At 63.6% G+C, this 18810-nt stretch carries 15 protein-coding genes; 11 read left to right on the forward strand and 4 right to left on the reverse strand.

The features are described from left to right. Nucleotides 1-125 precede the first annotated feature (125 nt). From X757_RS148055 to glp, 5 genes are read left to right on the forward strand one after another with little or no spacing between them, the layout of a single operon-like run. Nucleotides 126-2021: a peptidyl-prolyl cis-trans isomerase gene (locus X757_RS148055; RefSeq protein ID WP_023688560.1), complete on the forward strand. Its 1896-nt coding sequence runs from the start codon at nucleotides 126-128 to the stop codon at nucleotides 2019-2021. A gap of 31 nt (nucleotides 2022-2052) precedes the next feature. Continuing rightward, nucleotides 2053-3063, forward strand: coding sequence for an anthranilate phosphoribosyltransferase (trpD, locus tag X757_RS148050; RefSeq protein ID WP_023696567.1), 1011 nt, complete (start codon nucleotides 2053-2055; stop codon nucleotides 3061-3063). A 3-nt stretch (nucleotides 3064-3066) separates the two neighbouring features. Beyond that, a complete protein-coding gene (trpC, locus tag X757_RS148045) occupies nucleotides 3067-3879 on the forward strand; it encodes an indole-3-glycerol phosphate synthase TrpC (RefSeq protein WP_023726638.1) in 813 nt (270 codons plus the stop codon). A gap of 2 nt (nucleotides 3880-3881) precedes the next feature. Then, nucleotides 3882-4364 carry a cyclic pyranopterin monophosphate synthase MoaC gene (gene moaC / locus X757_RS148040; RefSeq protein ID WP_023726639.1) on the forward strand — a complete coding sequence of 161 codons (483 nt, stop codon included), beginning with the start codon at nucleotides 3882-3884 and terminating at the stop codon, nucleotides 4362-4364. Continuing rightward, the gene (gene glp, locus X757_RS148035; RefSeq protein WP_023726640.1) at nucleotides 4364-5569 is read left to right on the forward strand and encodes a gephyrin-like molybdotransferase Glp; all 1206 of its coding nucleotides are present in this window, start codon (nucleotides 4364-4366) and stop codon (nucleotides 5567-5569) included. Before moaC ends, glp begins: the two co-directional genes overlap by 1 nt. Nucleotides 5570-5613: 44 nt before the next feature. On the opposite strand, the gene X757_RS148030 is transcribed toward glp, so the two are convergent. Next, nucleotides 5614-6450, reverse strand: a complete 837-nt coding sequence (locus X757_RS148030; protein ID WP_373432841.1) for an alpha/beta hydrolase — start codon at nucleotides 6448-6450, stop codon at nucleotides 5614-5616. A gap of 160 nt (nucleotides 6451-6610) precedes the next feature. On the opposite strand from X757_RS148030, the gene X757_RS148025 reads away from it, so the two are divergent. Beyond that, nucleotides 6611-8236, forward strand: a complete 1626-nt coding sequence (locus tag X757_RS148025) for an AMP-binding protein (protein ID WP_023726642.1) — start codon at nucleotides 6611-6613, stop codon at nucleotides 8234-8236. Beyond that, nucleotides 8233-9069, forward strand: coding sequence for a tryptophan 2,3-dioxygenase (gene kynA / locus X757_RS148020; protein ID WP_031202749.1), 837 nt, complete (start codon nucleotides 8233-8235; stop codon nucleotides 9067-9069). Before X757_RS148025 ends, kynA begins: the two co-directional genes overlap by 4 nt. A 105-nt stretch (nucleotides 9070-9174) precedes the next feature. Here kynA and kynU read toward each other — a convergent pair whose 3' ends face one another. Beyond that, on the reverse strand, nucleotides 9175-10422 hold the full coding sequence (gene kynU / locus X757_RS148015; RefSeq protein ID WP_023684705.1) for a kynureninase: 1248 nt from the start codon (nucleotides 10420-10422) through the stop codon (nucleotides 9175-9177). A gap of 168 nt (nucleotides 10423-10590) precedes the next feature. Here kynU and X757_RS148010 point away from each other — a divergent pair, with 168 nt between their 5' ends. Together X757_RS148010 and lexA are read left to right on the forward strand one after the other, a co-directional pair. Next, nucleotides 10591-11355 (forward strand): GntR family transcriptional regulator, encoded by a 765-nt coding sequence (locus X757_RS148010; RefSeq protein ID WP_023684704.1) that lies wholly within the window; start codon nucleotides 10591-10593, stop codon nucleotides 11353-11355. Between the two features lie 205 nt (nucleotides 11356-11560). Next, nucleotides 11561-12343, forward strand: a complete 783-nt coding sequence (lexA, locus tag X757_RS148005) for a transcriptional repressor LexA (RefSeq protein WP_023726643.1) — start codon at nucleotides 11561-11563, stop codon at nucleotides 12341-12343. Here the strand turns inward: lexA and X757_RS148000 are convergent. Next, nucleotides 12337-14793: a ComEC/Rec2 family competence protein gene (locus tag X757_RS148000; RefSeq protein ID WP_023726644.1), complete on the reverse strand. Its 2457-nt coding sequence runs from the start codon at nucleotides 14791-14793 to the stop codon at nucleotides 12337-12339. The genes lexA and X757_RS148000 overlap by 7 nt on opposite strands. Nucleotides 14794-14904: 111 nt before the next feature. Then, entirely contained in the window at nucleotides 14905-15321 is a 417-nt protein-coding gene (gene arr / locus X757_RS147995; protein WP_023696562.1) for an NAD(+)--rifampin ADP-ribosyltransferase, read from the reverse strand. A 464-nt stretch (nucleotides 15322-15785) separates the two neighbouring features. Here arr and gltX point away from each other — a divergent pair, with 464 nt between their 5' ends. Then, a complete protein-coding gene (gltX, locus tag X757_RS147990; RefSeq protein ID WP_023726645.1) occupies nucleotides 15786-17210 on the forward strand; it encodes a glutamate--tRNA ligase in 1425 nt (474 codons plus the stop codon). A gap of 181 nt (nucleotides 17211-17391) precedes the next feature. Next, complete coding sequence (gene gltA, locus X757_RS147985) at nucleotides 17392-18723, forward strand: citrate synthase (protein WP_023671037.1); 1332 nt, start codon at nucleotides 17392-17394, stop codon at nucleotides 18721-18723. The last annotated feature ends 87 nt before the right edge of the window (nucleotides 18724-18810 follow it).

Genomic DNA, 18810 nt, shown 5'->3' on the forward strand with positions numbered 1-18810 from the left:
CATTGGGGTCTCGCCCTCCCTATCAAAATCAGGCCACAAAGCAATCGACAGTGAGCCGGAAGGGCGCTATTGCGCTTGTTTCAGACTCGGGCGCACGCAAAACTGCGCAAAAATCGGAAGTAACAATGCTTGGTATATTGAGAAGCGCGGCAGGGACCTGGGTCGCGAAAGCCCTGCTGTCGCTGCTGGTGTTGAGTTTCCTTGCCTGGGGCGTCACCACGCGGATGACGGGCGGCTTCCTGGCTGGCCATCATGCGGTGATCACCGCCGGCAGCACCACCGTGTCGATCACCGAGTACCGCCTCGCCTACGATCGCCAGATCGCCATGCTGCAGCAGCAGATCGGCCAGCGCATCAGCCGCGACCAGGCCAAGGCCTATGGCATCGACAACCAGGTGCTGGCTCAGTTGGTGTCCGGCGCCGTCCTTGACGAACAGGCGCGCAAGCTCGGGCTTGGCTTCTCCAAGGACAGGCTGGCCGAACTGACGCGGCAGGAACCCGCCTTCCAAGGCCCGAATGGCCAGTTCGACCGCCGGCTGTTCGAATCCCGGCTGCGCGAACTGGGAATGCGGCCGGAGGATTATCTGAAGAACCGGGCTCAGGTGGCGGTGCGCCAGCAGATCGTCGAAGCGGTTTCGGACGGCCTCAAGGCTCCGGACACCTTCTTCAAGGCAGTTGCGCTCTATCGGGGCGAAGACCGCACCATCGACTATCTGATCTTGCCAAAGGCGTTGGTGGAGCCCATCGAGGCGCCATCCGACAGCGTGCTTCAGGCTTATTTCGAGGCCAACAAGAAAACCTACGCGGCGCCAGAATACCGCAAATTCTCCTATGTCCGGCTCGAGCCCGAAGACATCATGGATGTCAGCGCCGTAACGGACCAGCAGGTCAGCGACGACTACAACAAGAACAAGGGCCGCTACACCACGCCGGAAATGCGCACCATCGAACAGCTGGTGTTCCCTTCCGCGGACGCCGCCAAGGCGGCATCCGATTCGCTGAAGACGGGCGCCACCTTCGACAAGATCGTCACCGCGCAGGGCAAGACCCCGGCCGACACGCTGCTCGGCACGCTCTCCAAGGATAAGATCACCGACAAGGCGGTCGCCGATGCCGCATTCGCGCTTGCCGTCAACGAAGTCAGCCCGGTCGTCCAGGGCGCGTTCGGTCCGGTGCTTTTGCGCGTCACCGAGATCAAACCGGAAACGGTGAAGCCGCTGGCGGAAGTGTCAGACCAGATCCGAAAGGATCTGGCGCTCGGCGAAGCAAGCCGCATCCTGCTCGACGTGCACGACAACTACGAAGACACCCGCGCCGCCGGCAGCACGCTGGCCGAAGCCGCCGCCAAACTGAAGCTCAAGGACGTCACCGTCGAGGCCATAGACCGCACCGGCCTCAAGCCGGACGGCACCATCATCAAGGACCTGCCGGCATCGCCGGACCTGATCAAGGCGGTGTTCGAGGCCGAGCCCAACACCGAGAATCAAGCCCTGACCACGCCTAACAACGGCTTCGTGTTCTATGAACTGACATCGATCACGCCGGCTCGCGACCGCACGCTGGACGAAGTCCGCCAGCGCGTGGTGGCGGACTGGACGACAGAGGAAACGACCAAGCGGCTGACCGCGAAAGCAGACGAACTCGACAAGCGCCTCAAGGCTGGCACCACACTCGACGTCATCGCCGGCGAACTGAAGCTTGAAAAGCAGACCAAGCGCGGCGTGAAGCGCGAGGCCGACGATGTCGATTTCGGCAAGGAGGGTGCTGCTGCGATGTTCGGGGTCGGCGAAGGCGGCACCGGGCTGATCCCCTCGCCCACCGGCGACGGCCAGATCCTGTTCAAGGTCGCCGAAGTGTTCGAGCCGGCCGGAGCCGACGCCAGCTCGGTACCCGACGATGCGCAAAAATCCTTCACGCAAGGCATGTCCGACGATCTGCTCGACCAGCTGGTGGCGCAGTTGCAGACGCAGTACGCCGTCAGCGTCGACCAGGCCGCCGTTTCCCAAGCCCTCGCCCAATGAATGGCCTTAGCCCAATGAACGTCTTGGCCCAATGAGCGCCCTGAAGACCCATATCGCCAAGGTCGCCACGGGAACCGGGCTTACCTTCGAGGAAGCGCGCGAAGCTTTCGACATCATCATGTCTGGCGACGCGACGCCGGGCCAGATCGGCGGCTTCCTGATGGCGTTGCGCGTGCGCGGGGAGACCGTGAGCGAGATTTCCGGCGCCGTCGCCACCATGCGTGCCAAGATGCTGCGCGTCGAAGCTCCTGAGGGCGCCATCGACATTGTCGGCACGGGCGGCGACAATTCGCATTCAGTCAACATCTCGACCGCTTCGGCCTTCGTCATTGCCGGCTGCGGCGTGCCGGTCGCCAAGCACGGCAATCGCGGCCTGTCGTCGCTGACGGGCGCTGCCGATGTGCTGGTCGCGCTCGGCGTTAAGATCGATATCCTGCCAGAGGTGATCGGCCGCTGCATCCAGGAGGCCGGCGTCGGCTTCATGTTCGCGCCGGCGCACCACCCTGCGATGAAGCATGTCGGCCCGACCCGCGTCGAGCTCGGCACGCGTACCATCTTCAACCTGCTCGGACCGCTGTCCAATCCGGCTGGCGTCAGCAGGCAGATGGTCGGCGTGTTCCTGCCGGAATGGATCGTGCCGGTGGCCGAGACATTGAAGGCGTTGGGCACCGAGCATGCCTGGGTGGTCCATGGGGATGGCTATGACGAAATCACCACCACCGGCGAAACGCAGGTGGCGGAACTGGCCGGCGGCGAGATCCGCCATTTCACGCTCACCCCGGAAGCCGTCGGCCTGCAGCGCCACAGCAAGGACGAGCTGCGCGGCGGCGATGCCGCCTACAACGCCAAGGCGTTGCGCGACATGCTGGGCGGTTCTGCCGGCGCCTATCGCGATACGGTGCTGATGAATGCCGGCGCCGGCATGGTGGTTGCCGGCAAGGCGACGACGCTTGCCGACGGCATGGCCGCGGCCACACAGGCCATCGACAGCGGCCGGGCGCTGGGCGTGCTCGACAGGCTGGTCGAGATTTCGAACGGATGAGCCGTGGCTGACATTCTGCGCAAGATCGAGGCCTACAAGCGCGACGAGATCGCGGCGGCGAAGGCGCGGATACCGTTGGCCGAGATCAAGGCGCGAGCCAAGGACGCCGACGCACCGCGTGGCTTTCGGAGGGCGCTTGAGGCGAAGCGCAGATCGGGCAGCTTCGGCCTGATCGCCGAGATCAAAAAGGCAAGCCCATCCAAAGGCTTGATCCGTGCCGATTTCGACCCGCCCGCACTGGCGCAGGCCTATGAGAAAGGCGGTGCCGCCTGTCTTTCGGTGCTGACCGATGCGCCATCCTTCCAGGGCGCGCCGGAATTTCTCACCAATGCGCGCAACGCCGTCGCCCTGCCCGCGCTGCGCAAGGATTTCCTGTTCGACCCTTACCAGGTTTACGAGGCTCGCGCCTGGGGCGCTGATGCCATCCTGATCATCATGGCCAGCGTCGATGATGCTTTGGCCAGCGAATTGGAAGCGACCGCATTCGAACTCGGCATGGATGCGCTGATCGAGGTGCATGACGAGGCCGAGACGCAGCGCGCGGTAAAACTGTCGTCGCAGCTGATCGGCATCAACAACCGCAATCTCAGAACATTCGAGACCAGCCTCGAAACCTCGGAACGGCTGGCGTCGATGGTGCCGGGCGGCCGATTGCTGGTCAGCGAGAGCGGCATTTTCACCCACGACGATTGCTTCAGGATGCAAAAGACCGGCATCAGCACCTTCCTCGTCGGCGAGAGCCTGATGCGGCAAGAGGATGTCGCTGCGGCAACGCGGCTGCTTTTGACAGGCAAGGCGAAGGCAGAGGTAGCCTGACAATGGCAGCCGCCCTCACCCATCTCGGCGCCAAGGGCGAGGCCAACATGGTCGATGTCGGCGACAAGGCGGAGACGACGCGCACGGCGGTCGCCGAGGGCTTTGTGTCGATGCGGGCCGAAACCCTGAAGATGATCCTCGACGGCGACGCCAAGAAGGGCGATGTGCTGGGTACCGCGCGCATTGCCGGCATCATGGCGGCCAAGAAGACGCATGAGCTGATCCCGCTCTGCCATCCGCTGCTTTTGACCAAGGTGTCGGTCGACATCGAACCGGACACCACGCTGCCCGGCCTCAGGGTCACCGCGCTTGCCCGCGTCACCGGCAAGACCGGGGTCGAGATGGAGGCGCTGACCGCGGCGTCGGTGGCGTGCCTGACCATCTACGACATGGCCAAGGCGGTCGACCGTGCCATGGTGATTTCCGGCATCAGGCTGGTGGAAAAGACCGGCGGCAAGTCCGGCGACTACAGGGCGGGTTCGTAATGGCGCTGGTTCCGGTCGCCGAGGCGCTTCAACGCCTCCTCGACGGCGCTGTGGCGTTGCCCGGTGAAAGCGTCGCGCTGGCGGATGCGGCCGGCCGGGTGCTGGCGGAGCCGGTCGTGGCGCTGCGTACCCAGCCGCCTTTCAATGCATCTGCCATGGACGGCTATGCCGCACGGGCGCAGGATGTGGCGACCCTCCCCGCGAGGCTTTCGGTGATCGGCACGGCGCCTGCAGGGCGCGGCTTTGACGGCGCTGTCGGCAAGGCGGAAGCCGTGCGCATCTTCACCGGCGCGCCGCTGCCTGAAGGCGCAGACACCATCGTCATCCAGGAAAATGTTCGCGATCTCGGCGGTGGCCGGATCGAGGTCACCGAACCGACGGCGAAGAACCGCAACATCCGCCGCCTTGGACTGGATTTTGCCCAAGGCGACGTGCTGCTGGAGAAAGGCCGCGTGCTCGATCCGGCTGCATTGTCGCTGGCGGCGTCGGCCAATCATCCCCGGTTGAACGTGGTGCAACGGCCGCTGGTCGCCATCATCGCCACCGGCGACGAATTGCTGCCACCGGGCAGCGAACCTGGCCCCGCCCAGATCATCTCGTCCAACGCCTATGGCGTCGCTGCTGTGGCGCAGTCGGTCGGCGCTCGCGCGCTCGATCTCGGTATAGCGGCCGATCGCAAGGAAGCGATCGCGGCGCTGGTGAAAAAGGCGGTCGATGCGAAAGCCGACGTCATCGTCACGCTCGGCGGCGCCTCGGTCGGCGACCATGATCTCGTTCATGACGTGCTGACCGGCGAAGGCATGAACCTCGACTTCTGGAAGCTCGCCATGCGCCCGGGCAAGCCGCTGATGTTCGGGCGGCTGGGCGATATCAGGTGCATCGGCCTGCCCGGCAATCCGGTGGCGAGCCTGGTCTGCTCGCAATTGTTCCTGAAGCCGCTATTGGCGCAGCTCGGCGGCCGTCCCCACCGGCAGGACATCCGCCAGGCTCAGCTTGGCGCCTCGATGCCGGCCAATGATCTAAGGCAAGACTATGTGCGCGCCGTGGTCCGGGAAGAAGCCGGCGCATTGGTGGCGACGCCGTTTGGCATCCAGGATTCCTCGATGCTGAGAATGCTGGCCGACGCCAACGGCCTGATCGTGCGCGAGCCCTTCGCTCCGGCGGCAGAAGCAGGCGCTGCTTGCAGCATTCTGATGTTGCGCTGAGGTCGCGGATCCAAACCGTTAATTCCAAGAGACAAGACTGGTTGTTACTCCGCCAGCAATGTCCGCGTCAGCGGATGTGTCGGATCGGCAAGCCCGTCGACGATGCTGAAATGATGCCGGTCCGGCTCGACCACTGTGCTGGTCGTGGCGCCGAGGCCGATCCAGATGTTGGCAAGCAGCGCATTCTGGCGCAGGAACTCCGCCCGCTCACCGCCGCCGGCCCAGCAGGTGATGCGTGCGCCATCCATCGGGCGCAGCAGCGCCGGGCTTTCGGCCAGTGCTTCCGCTTCATCAATGGCCAGTGTCGCGTTCATCCCCGTCCGCATGATCGGCCGCAGATCATGAACCCCGGAGATCGAGACGACATTGCGTATGCGGCCGGCCACATCGGCGGCCAGAGGCGTCGTTGTCGTCACCATCCTGGAGGCGAGATGGCCGCCGGCGGAATGCCCGGTCAGGATCACCGGCCCGCCGACCATCGTCGCCGCCTTGCCGATCGCCGCCGCGATTTCCCTGACGATGCCGGAAATGCGTATGTCGGGACAAAGCGTGTAAGTCGGCATTGCCACGGCAAAGCCATTGGCAACCGCGCCGTTGGCCAGATGCGACCATGGCTTGTTGTCGAACGCCTTCCAGTAACCGCCATGGATGAAGACGACGAGCCCTTTGGGCATGACATCGGGAAGGAACAGATCGAGCCTGTTGCGCGGGCTGTCGCCATAGGCGATGTCGAGCTTGGCCCGACCGGACGCCGACATTGTGTCGCGAAAAGCCTGTGCCGGTGTGTCCCACGCGGCCGGCCAGCGATTGCTGCCGGCAATGTTGTCGCCGTTGGCGTAGGCATTGTCCCAATCGGCAACACGATGTTGGAGCATCTGCATCCCTCCCGGATGGCTTCAGTTCAGTCGACAGGAATGGCCGCCGAACAGGGCGGCGTCAATCCTGCGACCTAAAAACATTTTAGGCTTGAAACAAATTTCGACTGGTGCGATCCTGCGCCTTGTTCAGCCATGGGCGCGAGGCAGACAGGGGCAGCCGAAAATGCTTGGGCCATCAGCGCATATCGACACATTCACGCGCGACAACCTGCCGCCGCCGGAGCAATGGCCGGAGTTTTTGCTCGACGGCTTCGACTATCCCGACCACATAAATGCCGGCGTCGAATTGACCGACAGGCTGGTCGAAAAAGGGTTCGGCGACCACACCGCGCTGATCGGCAATGGCCGCCGCCGCACCTACAAGGAACTGTCCGACTGGACCAACAGGCTCGCCCATGCCCTGGTCGAGAATTATGGCGTCAAGCCGGGCAACCGGGTGCTGATCCGCTCGGCCAACAATCCGGCCATGGTCGCCTGCTGGCTGGCCGCCACCAAGGTTGGCGCGGTGGTCGTCAACACCATGCCGATGCTGCGCGCCGGCGAACTCGCCAAGATCGTCGACAAGGCGGAAATCACGGTTGCGCTTTGCGATGCAAGGCTGATGGACGAGATGACCGCCTGCGCCAAGGGCAGTGCGTATCTCAAGCAGGTCATTGGCTTCGACGGCACGGCCAACCATGACGCGGAACTCGACCGCGCCGCCCTCGACAAGCCGGTCACCTTCACTGCCGTCAACACCGGCCGCGACGATGTCGCCCTGCTCGGCTTCACCTCCGGCACCACCGGCGTGCCGAAGGCGACGATGCATTTCCACCGCGACCTGCTGATCATCGCCGACGCCTATGCCCGCGAAATCCTGGAGGTGACGCCCGACGACATCTTCGTCGGCTCCCCGCCCCTTGCCTTTACCTTCGGTCTTGGCGGGCTCGCCATCTTCCCGCTGCGCTTCGGCGCCGCGGCGACGCTGCTGGAACAGGCGACGCCACCCAACATGATCCACATCATCGAGACCTACAAAGCGACCATTTCCTTCACCGCTCCAACCGCCTATCGGGCCATGCTCAAGGCCATGGATCAAGGCGCTGACTTGTCCTCGCTGCGCGTCGCGGTTTCGGCGGGCGAGACGCTGCCGGCGCCTGTCTTCGAGGAATGGACTGAGAAGACCGGCAAGCCGATCCTCGATGGGATCGGCGCCACCGAGATGCTGCATATCTTCATCTCCAACCGCTTCGACGACATGAAGCCGGCCTCCACCGGCAAACCCGTCGGCGGCTATCAGGCACGCATCGTCGATGACGAGATGCGGGAGTTGCCGCGCGGCTCTACTGGCCGGCTGGCGGTGCGCGGCCCGACCGGCTGCCGCTACATGGCCGATGCCAGGCAAAAGGACTATGTCCGCGACGGCTGGAATCTCACCGGCGATACGTTCACGCAGGACGAGGATGGCTTCTTCCACTTCGCCGCGCGTTCCGACGACATGATCGTCAGCGCCGGCTACAACATCGCCGGCCCCGAGGTCGAAGCGGCGCTGCTCTCGCATCCCGACGTCGCCGAATGCGCGGTGACCGGCGCCGAGGACGGCGAACGCGGCCAGATCGTCGAGGCGCATATCGTGCTTGTGCAAGGCGTTTCGCCGGACGCATTGACCGTCAAACGCCTGCAGGACCACGTCAAGGCAACGATCGCGCCCTACAAATATCCGCGTTCGGTGAAGTTCATCGACGCCTTGCCCAAAACCCAGACCGGCAAGATCCAGCGCTTCCGGTTGCGCGCGGAGAAGATCAATTGATTAAGCCGCACGATCCGGCGTCCGATGGCGCGCAGATGTCGTTCAAGGAGCGGATGTCCTACAGCGACTATCTGCAGCTGGACAAGGTGCTCGATGCGCAGGCGCCGCTGTCTTCTGCCCATGACGAGATGCTGTTCATCATCCAGCATCAGACATCCGAATTGTGGATGAAACTGGCCCTCCACGAGATCGGCGCCGCGATCCGCTCGATCCGCGCCGACCGCCTCGAACCGAGCTTCAAGATGCTGTCGCGTGTCGCGCGCATCTTCGAGCAGCTCAACAATGCCTGGGACGTGCTGCGCACGATGACGCCAAGCGAATACACCGAGTTTCGCGACGCGCTCGGCCAATCCTCGGGCTTCCAGTCGTGGCAGTACCGCGCTATCGAGTTCATGGCCGGCAACCGCAACCTTGCCATGCTCGGGCCGCACAAGCACCGGCCCGACCTTACGGACAGGCTGGAAGCCATCCTGGCCACGCCGTCGCTGTACGACGAGGCGCTTCTGCTTTTGGCGCGCAATGGCTTCGACATCGGCGCCGACGCCAGTCGCACGGACTGGCGCGAGACGCGCGTCGAGAACGAAGACGTGCTGGCTGCCTGGCAAACCGTCTACCGCGACCCGCAGCGCTACTGGATGCTCTACGAACTGGCCGAGAAGCTGGTCGACTTCGAGGATTATTTCCGCCGCTGGCGCTTCAACCACGTCACCACGGTCGAGCGCATCATCGGCTTGAAGCGCGGCACCGGCGGCACCTCAGGCGCCTCCTATCTGAAGAAGATGCTGGAGGTCGTGCTGTTTCCGGAGCTCTGGACGGTCCGCACCCGGCTCTAGAGCATTTCACCGTTTAACGGAAACGGCGAAATGCTCTAGCTCTTTGATTGACGCAATTTCGGACGGAAAACCGCTTCACACTTTTCCTGAAATTGCTCTGGTTTCTCACGTAACCGCGGTCTTCACCGCGAAGCGGGCGTCCTGCCAGGCGCCGGTGCGCAGAATATCCTCCAGGACTTCGACCGCCTGCCAGACATCGCCATATCCGACATAGAGCGGCGTGAAGCCGAAACGGATGGTCGACGGCGCCCGGAAATCGCCGATCACGCCGCGCTCGATCAGCGCGCGCATCACCTGATAGCCATGCGGATGGAGGAACGACACCTGGCTGCCGCGCTGGCTGCCGTCGCGAGGACTTTCCAGTTCAAGCCGGTAGGCGCCGCATCTGGCTTCGACGAGCTGGATAAACAGGTCGGTCAGCGCGATGCTTTTTCTGCGCACCGCCGCCATATCGACGTCGTTCCAGATATCGAGCGCGCCCTTGAGCGCCCGCATCGACAGCACCGGCTGCGTTCCGCACAGGAAGCGGCGAATGCCGCTGCCGACGGCAAAGCCCTGCTCGAAGGCAAAGGGCCGCGCATGGCCCCACCAGCCGCTGAGCGGCTGGTGGGCATCGTCATGGTGGCGCTCGGCCGCGTAGATGAAGGCTGGCGAGCCCGGGCCGCCATTGAGGTATTTGTAGGTGCAGCCGACGGCGAAATCGGCATTGGCACGGTCAAGTTCGACCGGCAAGGCGCCGGCCGTGTGGCAGAGATCCCAGATGATCAGCGCGCCGGCGTCATGTGCCTTGCGCGTCAGCGCCGCCATGTCGCGCAACTGGCCGGATTTGTAGTTGACGTGGTTGACCAGGATGACGGCAACGCTGTCGTCGATCAGCTCCTCGATTGCGGCCGCGTCGACGCCCTCCAGCCGCAGCCGCGTTCCCGGCCGGGTCGAGGCGACGCCTTCGGCCATGTAGAGGTCGGTCGGGAAACTGTCGCCCTCGGCAACGATGACCGACCGATCCGGCCGCATGCCGAGCGCTGCGTGCAGCAGCTTGTAGATGTTGATCGAGGTTGTGTCGCAGACCACCGTCTGCCCATCAGCCGCGCCGATCAGTCGCCCGAGCTGATCTCCCAGTTCCACCGGCATGTTGAACCAGCCGGCGGTGTTCCAGGCGCGAATGAGGTCGTGCGCCCATTCCTGCGTGGCGGCCTGCTGCAGTTCGCTGAAGACGACCGCTGACGCGGCGCCCAGGGAATTGCCGTCGAGATAAATCACGCCTTGCGGCAAGACAAAGCGTTCACGCATGGAGCGCAGCGGATCGGCGGCATCCATCGCTTCGATTGTAGCGAGATCGGGTGTCGTGCTCATGATCCGGCGCCCCTCCATGGACAAACGCGCGCGGCGGAGCCTGCCGCCCAAACATGCCGGCGATCTTGAGTGGTCGCCCTTGAACTGTCAAACATTATATATAATTCACCCATTGAAAGGCTTTGATATATAATGATCCGCCCGAGCGTTTATGTCTGATGGATCACGATGCTGGATGACGAGCAGACCTCGAAGACGGAAGTGGCCTATCGCCTGCTCAGGCGCGATATTCTTGCGACCCGGCTGGCGCCTGCCGCGCCGTTGAAGCTGAGCACGCTGCGCAACACCTACGGCATCGGCTGGACGCCGTTGCGCGAGGCGCTGTCGCGGCTGGAGGCGGAACGGCTTGTGACCGCCATCAGCAACCGCGGGTTTGCGGTCGCTCCCGTCTCTCGGGCGGAGCTCGAGGATCTGGCGCGTGCGCGGCTGGTGGTCGAACTGCCCCTGCTGGTGGAATCGATCGAGAAGGGCGACCGTGAGTGGGAAGACGCGGTCGTTGCCGCCCACTATCGTCTCTCACGGTGCGGGTCTGTTCTCGACGATCCATCGGATGATGCGGTCGACGCGTGGTACGAAAAACACGATGCCTTCCATGCGGCGCTGCTCAGTGCCGCGACATCCAGCTGGCTGCTGCGCTTCAATGCAACGATTTCCGACCAATTGCATCGCCATCACCGCTTTCTGGGTCTGGCCCCGACGCTGCGCGCCGCCGCCGGCCGCACGGACGGACACCGGAAGGCCGTGGCGGCCCTGCGCGACGCCGTGGCGATCGAACACCATACCGCCCTGATGGAAGCGGCCCTCGATCGCGACGTCGAACGTGCGAAAACTCTGATGACCGCTCACATCGGCTACACGCTGCGGGTCTATGCCCAGAGAGAACCCCGCGCGGATGCTGCGCAGCCCCGTCCGAAAAGGAAGCGGCGATCGTAGCCGACGACGCAGGGCACTTTGTCTTCGTTTCACCCCGTTGCTGGCAACTGGGCGCAGGCGGCGCTCGCAGCGCCGAACGTTACGCTGAACAAAACGTCAACACATTCATTAAACTTTAAAAGGTTGCGGAACACAACTGGAACAGATAGTGTTTGTTCTGGGTTTGTTTTTTCTGATTCTGGTTTCAGAACCCCTGGGGGCCGCGATGCTGACGCGCAAACAACATGAGCTTCTGATGTTCATCCATGAACGCCTGAAGGAGAGCGGAATCCCGCCGTCCTTCGACGAGATGAAGGAAGCGCTCGACCTCGCCTCCAAGTCCGGCATCCACCGCCTGATCACGGCGCTTGAGGAGCGCGGTTTCATTCGCCGGCTGCCGAACCGGGCGCGCGCGCTGGAAGTGCTGCGGCTGCCCGACTCGATCGCACCAGGCCTCAATGCGGCGAGGAAGTTTTCGCCGAGCGTCATTCAGGGCAGTCTTGGTCAAACCGGCCAAGGGCAAGGCGGCCAAGGACAAGGCGGGATGGGCCAAGGCGGTCTCGGCCGCCAGATCAAGCCGGGCTCGCCGTCGCGTTCGATGTCGGCCGGCAATGACGATGCCGTTTCCGCGATTTCAATCCCGGTTATGGGACGCATCGCCGCCGGCGTGCCGATCGACGCCATCCAGCATCAGACCCATTCGATCTCGGTGCCGCCCGACATGATCATGGGCGGCGAACACTACGCGCTCGAGGTCAAGGGCGATTCGATGATCGAGGCCGGCATTTTCGATGGCGACACGGTCATCATCCGCAATGCCGACACAGCCAGCCCCGGCGAGATCGTGGTGGCGTTGGTCGACGATGAGGAAGCGACCCTGAAACGCTTCCGCCGCAAGGGCGCCTCGATCGCCCTGGAAGCCGCCAACCCGGCCTACGAGACCCGCATTTTTGGACCGGACAGGGTGAAGGTGCAGGGCAAGCTTGTCGGATTGATCCGGCGCTACTGAGCCGGCTTGGGTTTGTACTTTTCACGCTGGTTGTAAGGCGGCAGGCCGCGCGCTTCGCGGGAGAAGCGGCGCTGCTCGTGCCAGGGGCGATACGGCTTGTCGACGGCGAAGCGGATGGTTGGCGCTGCAGCTGCCGATTGCGGATCGAAGAAGACGGCGGCGCTGCCGTCGCGGGCCAGCTGTTTCTTCGTCACGACCAGCACCAGCGGGTCGCGGCACGGATTGTAGGCCGTGGCGTCATCGATGACGATCAGGCTAGCGAAGGCACAGGCCGGCCGCGCCGTCTTGCGGTCTTTGGCAAGGGCTACAATGGCTCCGGAAGGGTGTCGGGCGATACAGAGATCGCCCATGCAATAGAAGGGCGACCCGGGCGGCAGATCGAGCGGATCGAGATCGAACCGCGTATCTGTTGCCTCGAAAATCTCGGGCGGGATAATGGTTTCGGCCCGCAGCGCCCGTTTCCAATTGTCCGTGGTGAATTCGTTGGAGCGTTCGCGGTTGAGGGCGAGTTCGCCGCCACCTATCGGCATGGCCACCAGATGTGCGTCCTCGGATATGAGCACGTCGGGCGTAAGCACCTGCGGCACCGTCAACAGGCCGGCCAGCGCGAAAGGCACGGCCGCCAGCCTGAGCCAGGTGGTGGCCATGGTGGCGATGACGAGGGCGACCGCCACCAACAGCACCGAGCGGATGGAGATCAGCCCGACGGCGTCGACCGGCGAGCGCTCGGAAATCCAGGCCGATATGGCGATCATCGCCATCAGACCCTTGCCCATCACATAGAGGAACGGCCCGTCGGCGCCGAACGGCATCGCCAGTGCGCTGAGCACGGCAAAGGGCATGACGATCAACGAAACAATCGGCATCACGGCCAGATTGGCGATCAGGCTGAGCGGCGACACACGCTGAAAATGCCAGATGGCGAACAGCAAGGTTGCACTGCCGGCGATGATCGAGGTCATGGCGAGGCCGCCCATGGCCAGCGCGAATTTTCGCGACAGGAAGCCGACGAAGGAGCGCTTTGCCGGCGGCGTTCTCACCTTGTCGGCGCGGTAATCGGCCCAGCCGGCATAGGCGCCGACAAGGGCGGCGGTGGCAGCAAACGACATCTGGAAGCTGGGACCGACCACCTCGTGCGGCGACACCAGGATGACGGCAATGGCGGAGATCGCCAGATTGCGCATGGTGAGTGCGGCGCGATCAAACAGCACGGCGACAAGCATGACCGCCAGCATGATGAAGCTGCGCTCGGCGGCAACCACGACGCCTGAAATGACGAGATAGGCGGCGATGGAGACGAGTGCTGCCACTGCTGCATATTTCTTGACTGGGCGGCGCGAAGAGAAATCGGGAAACAGCGCAAAGGCGCCACGCAGCAACGCCATGATGGTGCCGGCAACCAGCGCCATGTGCAGGCCGGAGATGGAGATGATGTGGTAGATGCCGGTGCGCCGCATCGCTTCGTTGACCTCGTCCGGGATGCCGGCGCGCACGCCGACAATCAACGCCGCGGCAATCTCGCCTTCGGCGCCGCCGATCTTGCCCCTGATATGGTCGGCAATGTTTTCGCGCGCGTTCTCGATTGCCGAGGAGAGCCGCGCGGTCAGCGGCGGCGGTCCCTGCGTAGCAATGGTTTTCGGATTGCCGAGAAAGAAGCCGCTGCCGCCGATACCGGTGAAATAGCTGTCGAAGGAGAAATCGTAGCTCTCCGGCCGCACCGGACCGGTCGGCGGCAACAGCCTGGCATAGCCGGTGATCAGGGAGCCGGCGGTCATATCGGCGGGAACGGTCCGCGCCGAGAGCCTGACCCGCTCCGGGGCGTAGCGCAGCTCGGGGTAAGCGGTCGAAACCACATCGAGCGTCAGCCTGATGCGGCCGCTTTCCATCTGTTCGAGACTGACGACGCGGCCGGTCAGCCGTGTCTGAATCTCGGAGCCGAGCATCTGCGTTCCGGCGCGCCAAGTCTCGACCTTGGCGGCGACGACGCCGAGCGCGCACAGCATCGCGGCCATGCAGAACAGATGCGTCCTCGGCCGCGATCGCGTGGCGAGGGCGCAACATGTCGCCAGCACCACAATGGCGATTGGCTGCGCAAAGCCGGGCTCGCCGGCCAGCGAGAAATAAATGATGACGCCGGCCGCCAGGAAAACCGGCACCAGCAGGAAGGCGACGCCCCGGTCGAGCTCCGTGTTGGCGGCCACGGCAAGGCTGCGGCGGAGCGCGGGCCATGACGGACGGCGAAGCCGTCTGCGCAGACGGGCGATAGATCCGGGCGCTGTGACTTGCGCCGGCAAGGCGTGACCGGGCAGCGCAGGCGCGACGCCGGGATGCGGCTCAGGCAGCGCGAGGGGCAGCGGCTGGGCATAGGGACTATCGGCAAACAGCGAGCGTTCGCTGACGCTTGCCTCGGCGCCTTCGCCTTCCTTCGTGCCCCGGCCACGTCCAGCCATCGGGTCTGCCCCTTGCGCCCCAGACCCCTATGCTACATGAACGCGCAAAGTGCGAAAGTCCGTGCGGTCGCGTCCACCGCGCCGGAATTGACGATCACTCGCCAAGGACGCTCAATCCTCAATCATATCCCGGCCCTCCGCCCTCAGGCGAGCAAGCCCATCGTGCATTGCCTTCAATTGTTCCGGTGTATGACCCTGCCATTCAGCGAGCTCCCCCAGGATGAGCAACGGATCACGGGAGCGGTAGGATTTCGTCGGATTACCGGGAAATTTTTTATCGGTCAGGTTAGGGTCATCCATAAAAAACCCCGTCGGCTTTACGATGTAAATCCTTTGACGACCGTCACCCGTTGCAAGCTCTGCTCCCCAGATGGCGGCTTCCAGTGTCTGGGTGAAATAGATCCATGACAGTGGTTTACCTCTGAAATTGGAAGGGTGGCCGACGCTCAGCAGATCCCCGGGTTTCAAATCCGCCCGGGTACCATGGTAGAACGGATCACCCTCCGTATGGTCGGCGTTTCTGGTCATCGGTAGTCCTTCTTTCAATCATTCCTCCTTCGTGGCGAGGCCGGACCGCACACAGTTGCGGTGTTCACGATAATGATTGCAGAAAGGTCAATATGCGTGACCAAGCCAACGCTGTCACGGCGGCGTTGTGTCGGGCAGTGCCGCATCCGTGAAGAAATGTCCGCTCGTCAGAGGGGGCTACCACCGTCGCAGCGATGTTCCAGGCACTGTGACGGGCGCTGCAGCCGAATGAAACCCAGACATTGACGCTGCTGCCAAATGAGGTTGCGCGGAGGTGCGAACAGATTTTTGTGCTACAAGGCTCCACCGCCAGTTGACGCAACCGATAATTGCCGACGTGCCCCCGGCCTCATCCAGCCATCGGGTCTGCCCCTTGCGCCCCAGACCGCCTATGCTACATGAACGCGCAAAGCGCGAGAGTCCGCGCGATCACGCTCCGTTTTCCAAGGCTTCCCGAGAGTTCCATGTCCGACACGGTCGTCACCCGTTTTGCCCCCTCGCCCACCGGCTATCTGCATATCGGCGGCGCGCGCACGGCGCTGTTCAACTGGCTGTACGCCAAGCACACCGGCGGCACGATGGTGCTGCGCATCGAGGACACCGACCGCGAACGCTTCAACGAGGCGGCGACACAGGCCATTCTGGATGGGCTGACCTGGCTCGGCCTTTCCTGGGACGGTGAGGCCATATCGCAGTTCGAGCGCGCGCCGCGCCACCGTGAGGTGGCCGAGGAGCTGGTGCGCCTGGGCAAGGCCTATTACAGCTACGAGACGCCTGCCGAGCTCGAGGCGATGCGCGAGGCCGCACGCGCCAAGGGCCTGCCGCCGCGCTACAACGGCCAGTGGCGCGATCGTGCCCCCTCGGAGGCGCCTCCCGGCGTCAAGGGCGCCATCCGCATCAAGGCGCCGACCGAGGGCGAAACCGTGGTGCACGACCGTGTGCAGGGCGAGGTGCGCTTCCCCAACAAGGACCTCGACGATTTCATCATCCTGCGCTCGGACGGCAATCCGACCTACATGCATGCCGTCGTCGTCGACGACCATGACATGGGCGTCACCCACATCATCCGCGGCGACGACCATCTGACCAACGCCGCGCGCCAGACGGTGATCTACAACGCCATGGGCTGGGACGTCCCGTCGATGTCGCATATCCCGCTGATCCACGGCGCCGACGGCGCCAAGCTGTCGAAGCGGCACGGCGCACTCGGTGTCGAGGCTTATCGCGCCATGGGCTATCTGCCCGAGGCACTGCTCAACTATCTGGCAAGGCTCGGCTGGAGCCATGGCGACGACGAGATCATGTCGATCAAGGACATGATCTCGTGGTTCGACATCGGCGATGTCAACAAGGGTGCGGCGCGCTTCGACTTCGCCAAGCTCGAGTCGATCAACGGCGCGCATATGCGCAAGATGGCCGATACCGAGCTGTTCGACATTTTCGTCGCCACTCTGCCATACCTCGAAGGCGGATCTGCTATCGCCGCCCGTCTCGACGACGCCAGGAAGGCGCAGCTGCTGGCCGCCTTGCCGGGCCTGAAAGAGCGCGCCAAGACGCTGGTGGAACTGGCCGATGGCGCGGCCTTCCTGTTCGTCGAGCGGCCGCTGCCGATCGACGAGAAGGCGGCAGCACTGCTCAGTGCCGACGCGCGCGCGATCCTGCGCGGCGCACATGCCGCTTTGCAGACTGTTTCGGGTGATTGGTCGGCTGCCGCGGCTGAAGCCGCGGTGCGCGAGTTCGCAGCGGCCGGCGGCCACAAGCTCGGCGCCGTGGCCCAACCGCTCCGGGCGGCCCTTACCGGCCGTAGCACCTCGCCCGGCGTGTTCGACGTGCTTGCCGTGCTTGGCCGCGAGGAAAGCCTGGCGCGGATTGCGGATCAAATCGATTAGGAGCGAGCTGGCCCAAAAAGATTGGCATTGAAAGGCGGGTTTCGCAGTGCAACATTAGGCCTTGGCCCAATCTGGCACGCACCTCCTAAAATGCGGTGGCGAGTTCGCGCATTCCGGTGATTTCGACGTGTCGTTTGCAGGAATTGCCTTGCCGGCATGAGGAACATGAAGGAGTTTGAGAATGAGCGAAGCTGCGACAAGACTGGAAACCGGCAGCAAGACGACGCACCCGTCGACTGCCACGCTCGAACTGGCCGGCAAGACGCATGAATTCAAGGTGCGAAGCGGCTCGGTCGGGCCCGACGTCATCGACATCGGTGCGCTCTACAACACCACCGGCGCCTTCACCTACGATCCCGGCTTCACCTCGACGGCGAGCTGCGAGTCGGCGATAACCTTCATCGACGGCGATGCCGGCATCCTGCTTCACCGCGGGTACCCCATCGACCAGCTGGCCGAGCATGGCGACTTCCTCGAAGTCTGCTACCTCCTGCTTTACGGCGAACTGCCGACCAAGGCGCAGAAGGACGATTTCGACTACCGGGTAACGCGCCACACCATGGTGCACGAGCAGATGTCGCGCTTCTTCACCGGCTTTCGCCGCGACGCGCATCCGATGGCTGTGATGTGCGGCGTGGTCGGCGCGCTGTCGGCCTTCTATCACGACTCCACCGATATTTCGGATCCGTATCAGCGCATGGTCGCCTCGATGCGGCTGATTGCCAAGATGCCGACGATTGCGGCCATGGCCTACAAATACCATATCGGCCAGCCCTTCATTTACCCGAAGAACGAGCTGAACTTCGCCGCCAACTTCCTGCATATGTGCTTTGCGGTGCCGTGCGAGGAATACAAGATCAACCCGGTGCTGGCGCGCGCCATGGAGCGCATCTTCATCCTGCATGCCGACCACGAGCAGAACGCCTCGACCTCGACGGTGCGGCTTGCCGGCTCGTCGGGCGCCAATCCGTTCGCCTGCATCGCCGCCGGCATCGCCTGCCTGTGGGGCCCGGCGCATGGCGGCGCCAATGAGGCGGCGCTCAACATGCTGGGAGAAATCGGCCATGTCGACCACATCCCGGAATTCATCGCCCGCGCCAAGGACAAGAACGATCCGTTCCGGCTGATGGGCTTCGGCCATCGCGTCTACAAGAACTACGATCCTCGTGCGAAAATCATGCAGAAGACGGCGCATGAGGTGCTCGGCGAACTCGGCATCAAGGACGATCCGCTGCTCGACATCGCCATGGAGCTGGAAAAGATCGCGCTGACCGATTCCTACTTCATCGAAAAGAAGCTCTATCCGAACGTCGATTTCTATTCCGGCATCACGCTGAAGGCGCTGGGCTTCCCCACCACCATGTTCACCGTGCTGTTCGCGGTCGCGCGCACCGTCGGCTGGATCGCGCAGTGGAAGGAAATGATCGAGGACCCGCACCAGAAGATCGGCCGCCCGCGCCAGCTCTATACCGGCGCCCCGGAACGCGACTACGTGCCGATTGCGAAAAGGTGAAGAGAGTGAATGGTGAATGGTAAGTAGTGAATAGCAGGTAGTAAGTAGCAGCTTGATTATAGTCGAGAGCTCGTTATTCACTATTCA

It is taken from the genome of Mesorhizobium sp. LSHC412B00, assembly GCF_000503035.1.
Taxonomy (GTDB): domain Bacteria; phylum Pseudomonadota; class Alphaproteobacteria; order Rhizobiales; family Rhizobiaceae; genus Mesorhizobium.

What these genes read in the sequence shown, in the direction of transcription:
- X757_RS148055 (WP_023688560.1), top strand. Translation starts at nt 126, where the DNA reads ATGCTTGGTATATTGAGAAGCGCGGCAGGGACCTGGGTCGCGAAAGCC.
- arr (WP_023696562.1), bottom strand. Translation starts at nt 15,321, where the DNA reads ATGACCAGAAACGCCGACCATACGGAGGGTGATCCGTTCTACCATGGT.
- X757_RS148010 (WP_023684704.1), top strand. Translation starts at nt 10,591, where the DNA reads ATGCTGGATGACGAGCAGACCTCGAAGACGGAAGTGGCCTATCGCCTG.
- glp (WP_023726640.1), top strand. Translation starts at nt 4,364, where the DNA reads ATGGCGCTGGTTCCGGTCGCCGAGGCGCTTCAACGCCTCCTCGACGGC.
- gltA (WP_023671037.1), top strand. Translation starts at nt 17,392, where the DNA reads ATGAGCGAAGCTGCGACAAGACTGGAAACCGGCAGCAAGACGACGCAC.
- kynU (WP_023684705.1), bottom strand. Translation starts at nt 10,422, where the DNA reads ATGAGCACGACACCCGATCTCGCTACAATCGAAGCGATGGATGCCGCC.
- gltX (WP_023726645.1), top strand. Translation starts at nt 15,786, where the DNA reads ATGTCCGACACGGTCGTCACCCGTTTTGCCCCCTCGCCCACCGGCTAT.
- moaC (WP_023726639.1), top strand. Translation starts at nt 3,882, where the DNA reads ATGGCAGCCGCCCTCACCCATCTCGGCGCCAAGGGCGAGGCCAACATG.
- X757_RS148030 (WP_373432841.1), bottom strand. Translation starts at nt 6,450, where the DNA reads ATGCAGATGCTCCAACATCGTGTTGCCGATTGGGACAATGCCTACGCC.
- trpD (WP_023696567.1), top strand. Translation starts at nt 2,053, where the DNA reads ATGAGCGCCCTGAAGACCCATATCGCCAAGGTCGCCACGGGAACCGGG.
- X757_RS148000 (WP_023726644.1), bottom strand. Translation starts at nt 14,793, where the DNA reads ATGGCTGGACGTGGCCGGGGCACGAAGGAAGGCGAAGGCGCCGAGGCA.
- X757_RS148025 (WP_023726642.1), top strand. Translation starts at nt 6,611, where the DNA reads ATGCTTGGGCCATCAGCGCATATCGACACATTCACGCGCGACAACCTG.
- lexA (WP_023726643.1), top strand. Translation starts at nt 11,561, where the DNA reads ATGCTGACGCGCAAACAACATGAGCTTCTGATGTTCATCCATGAACGC.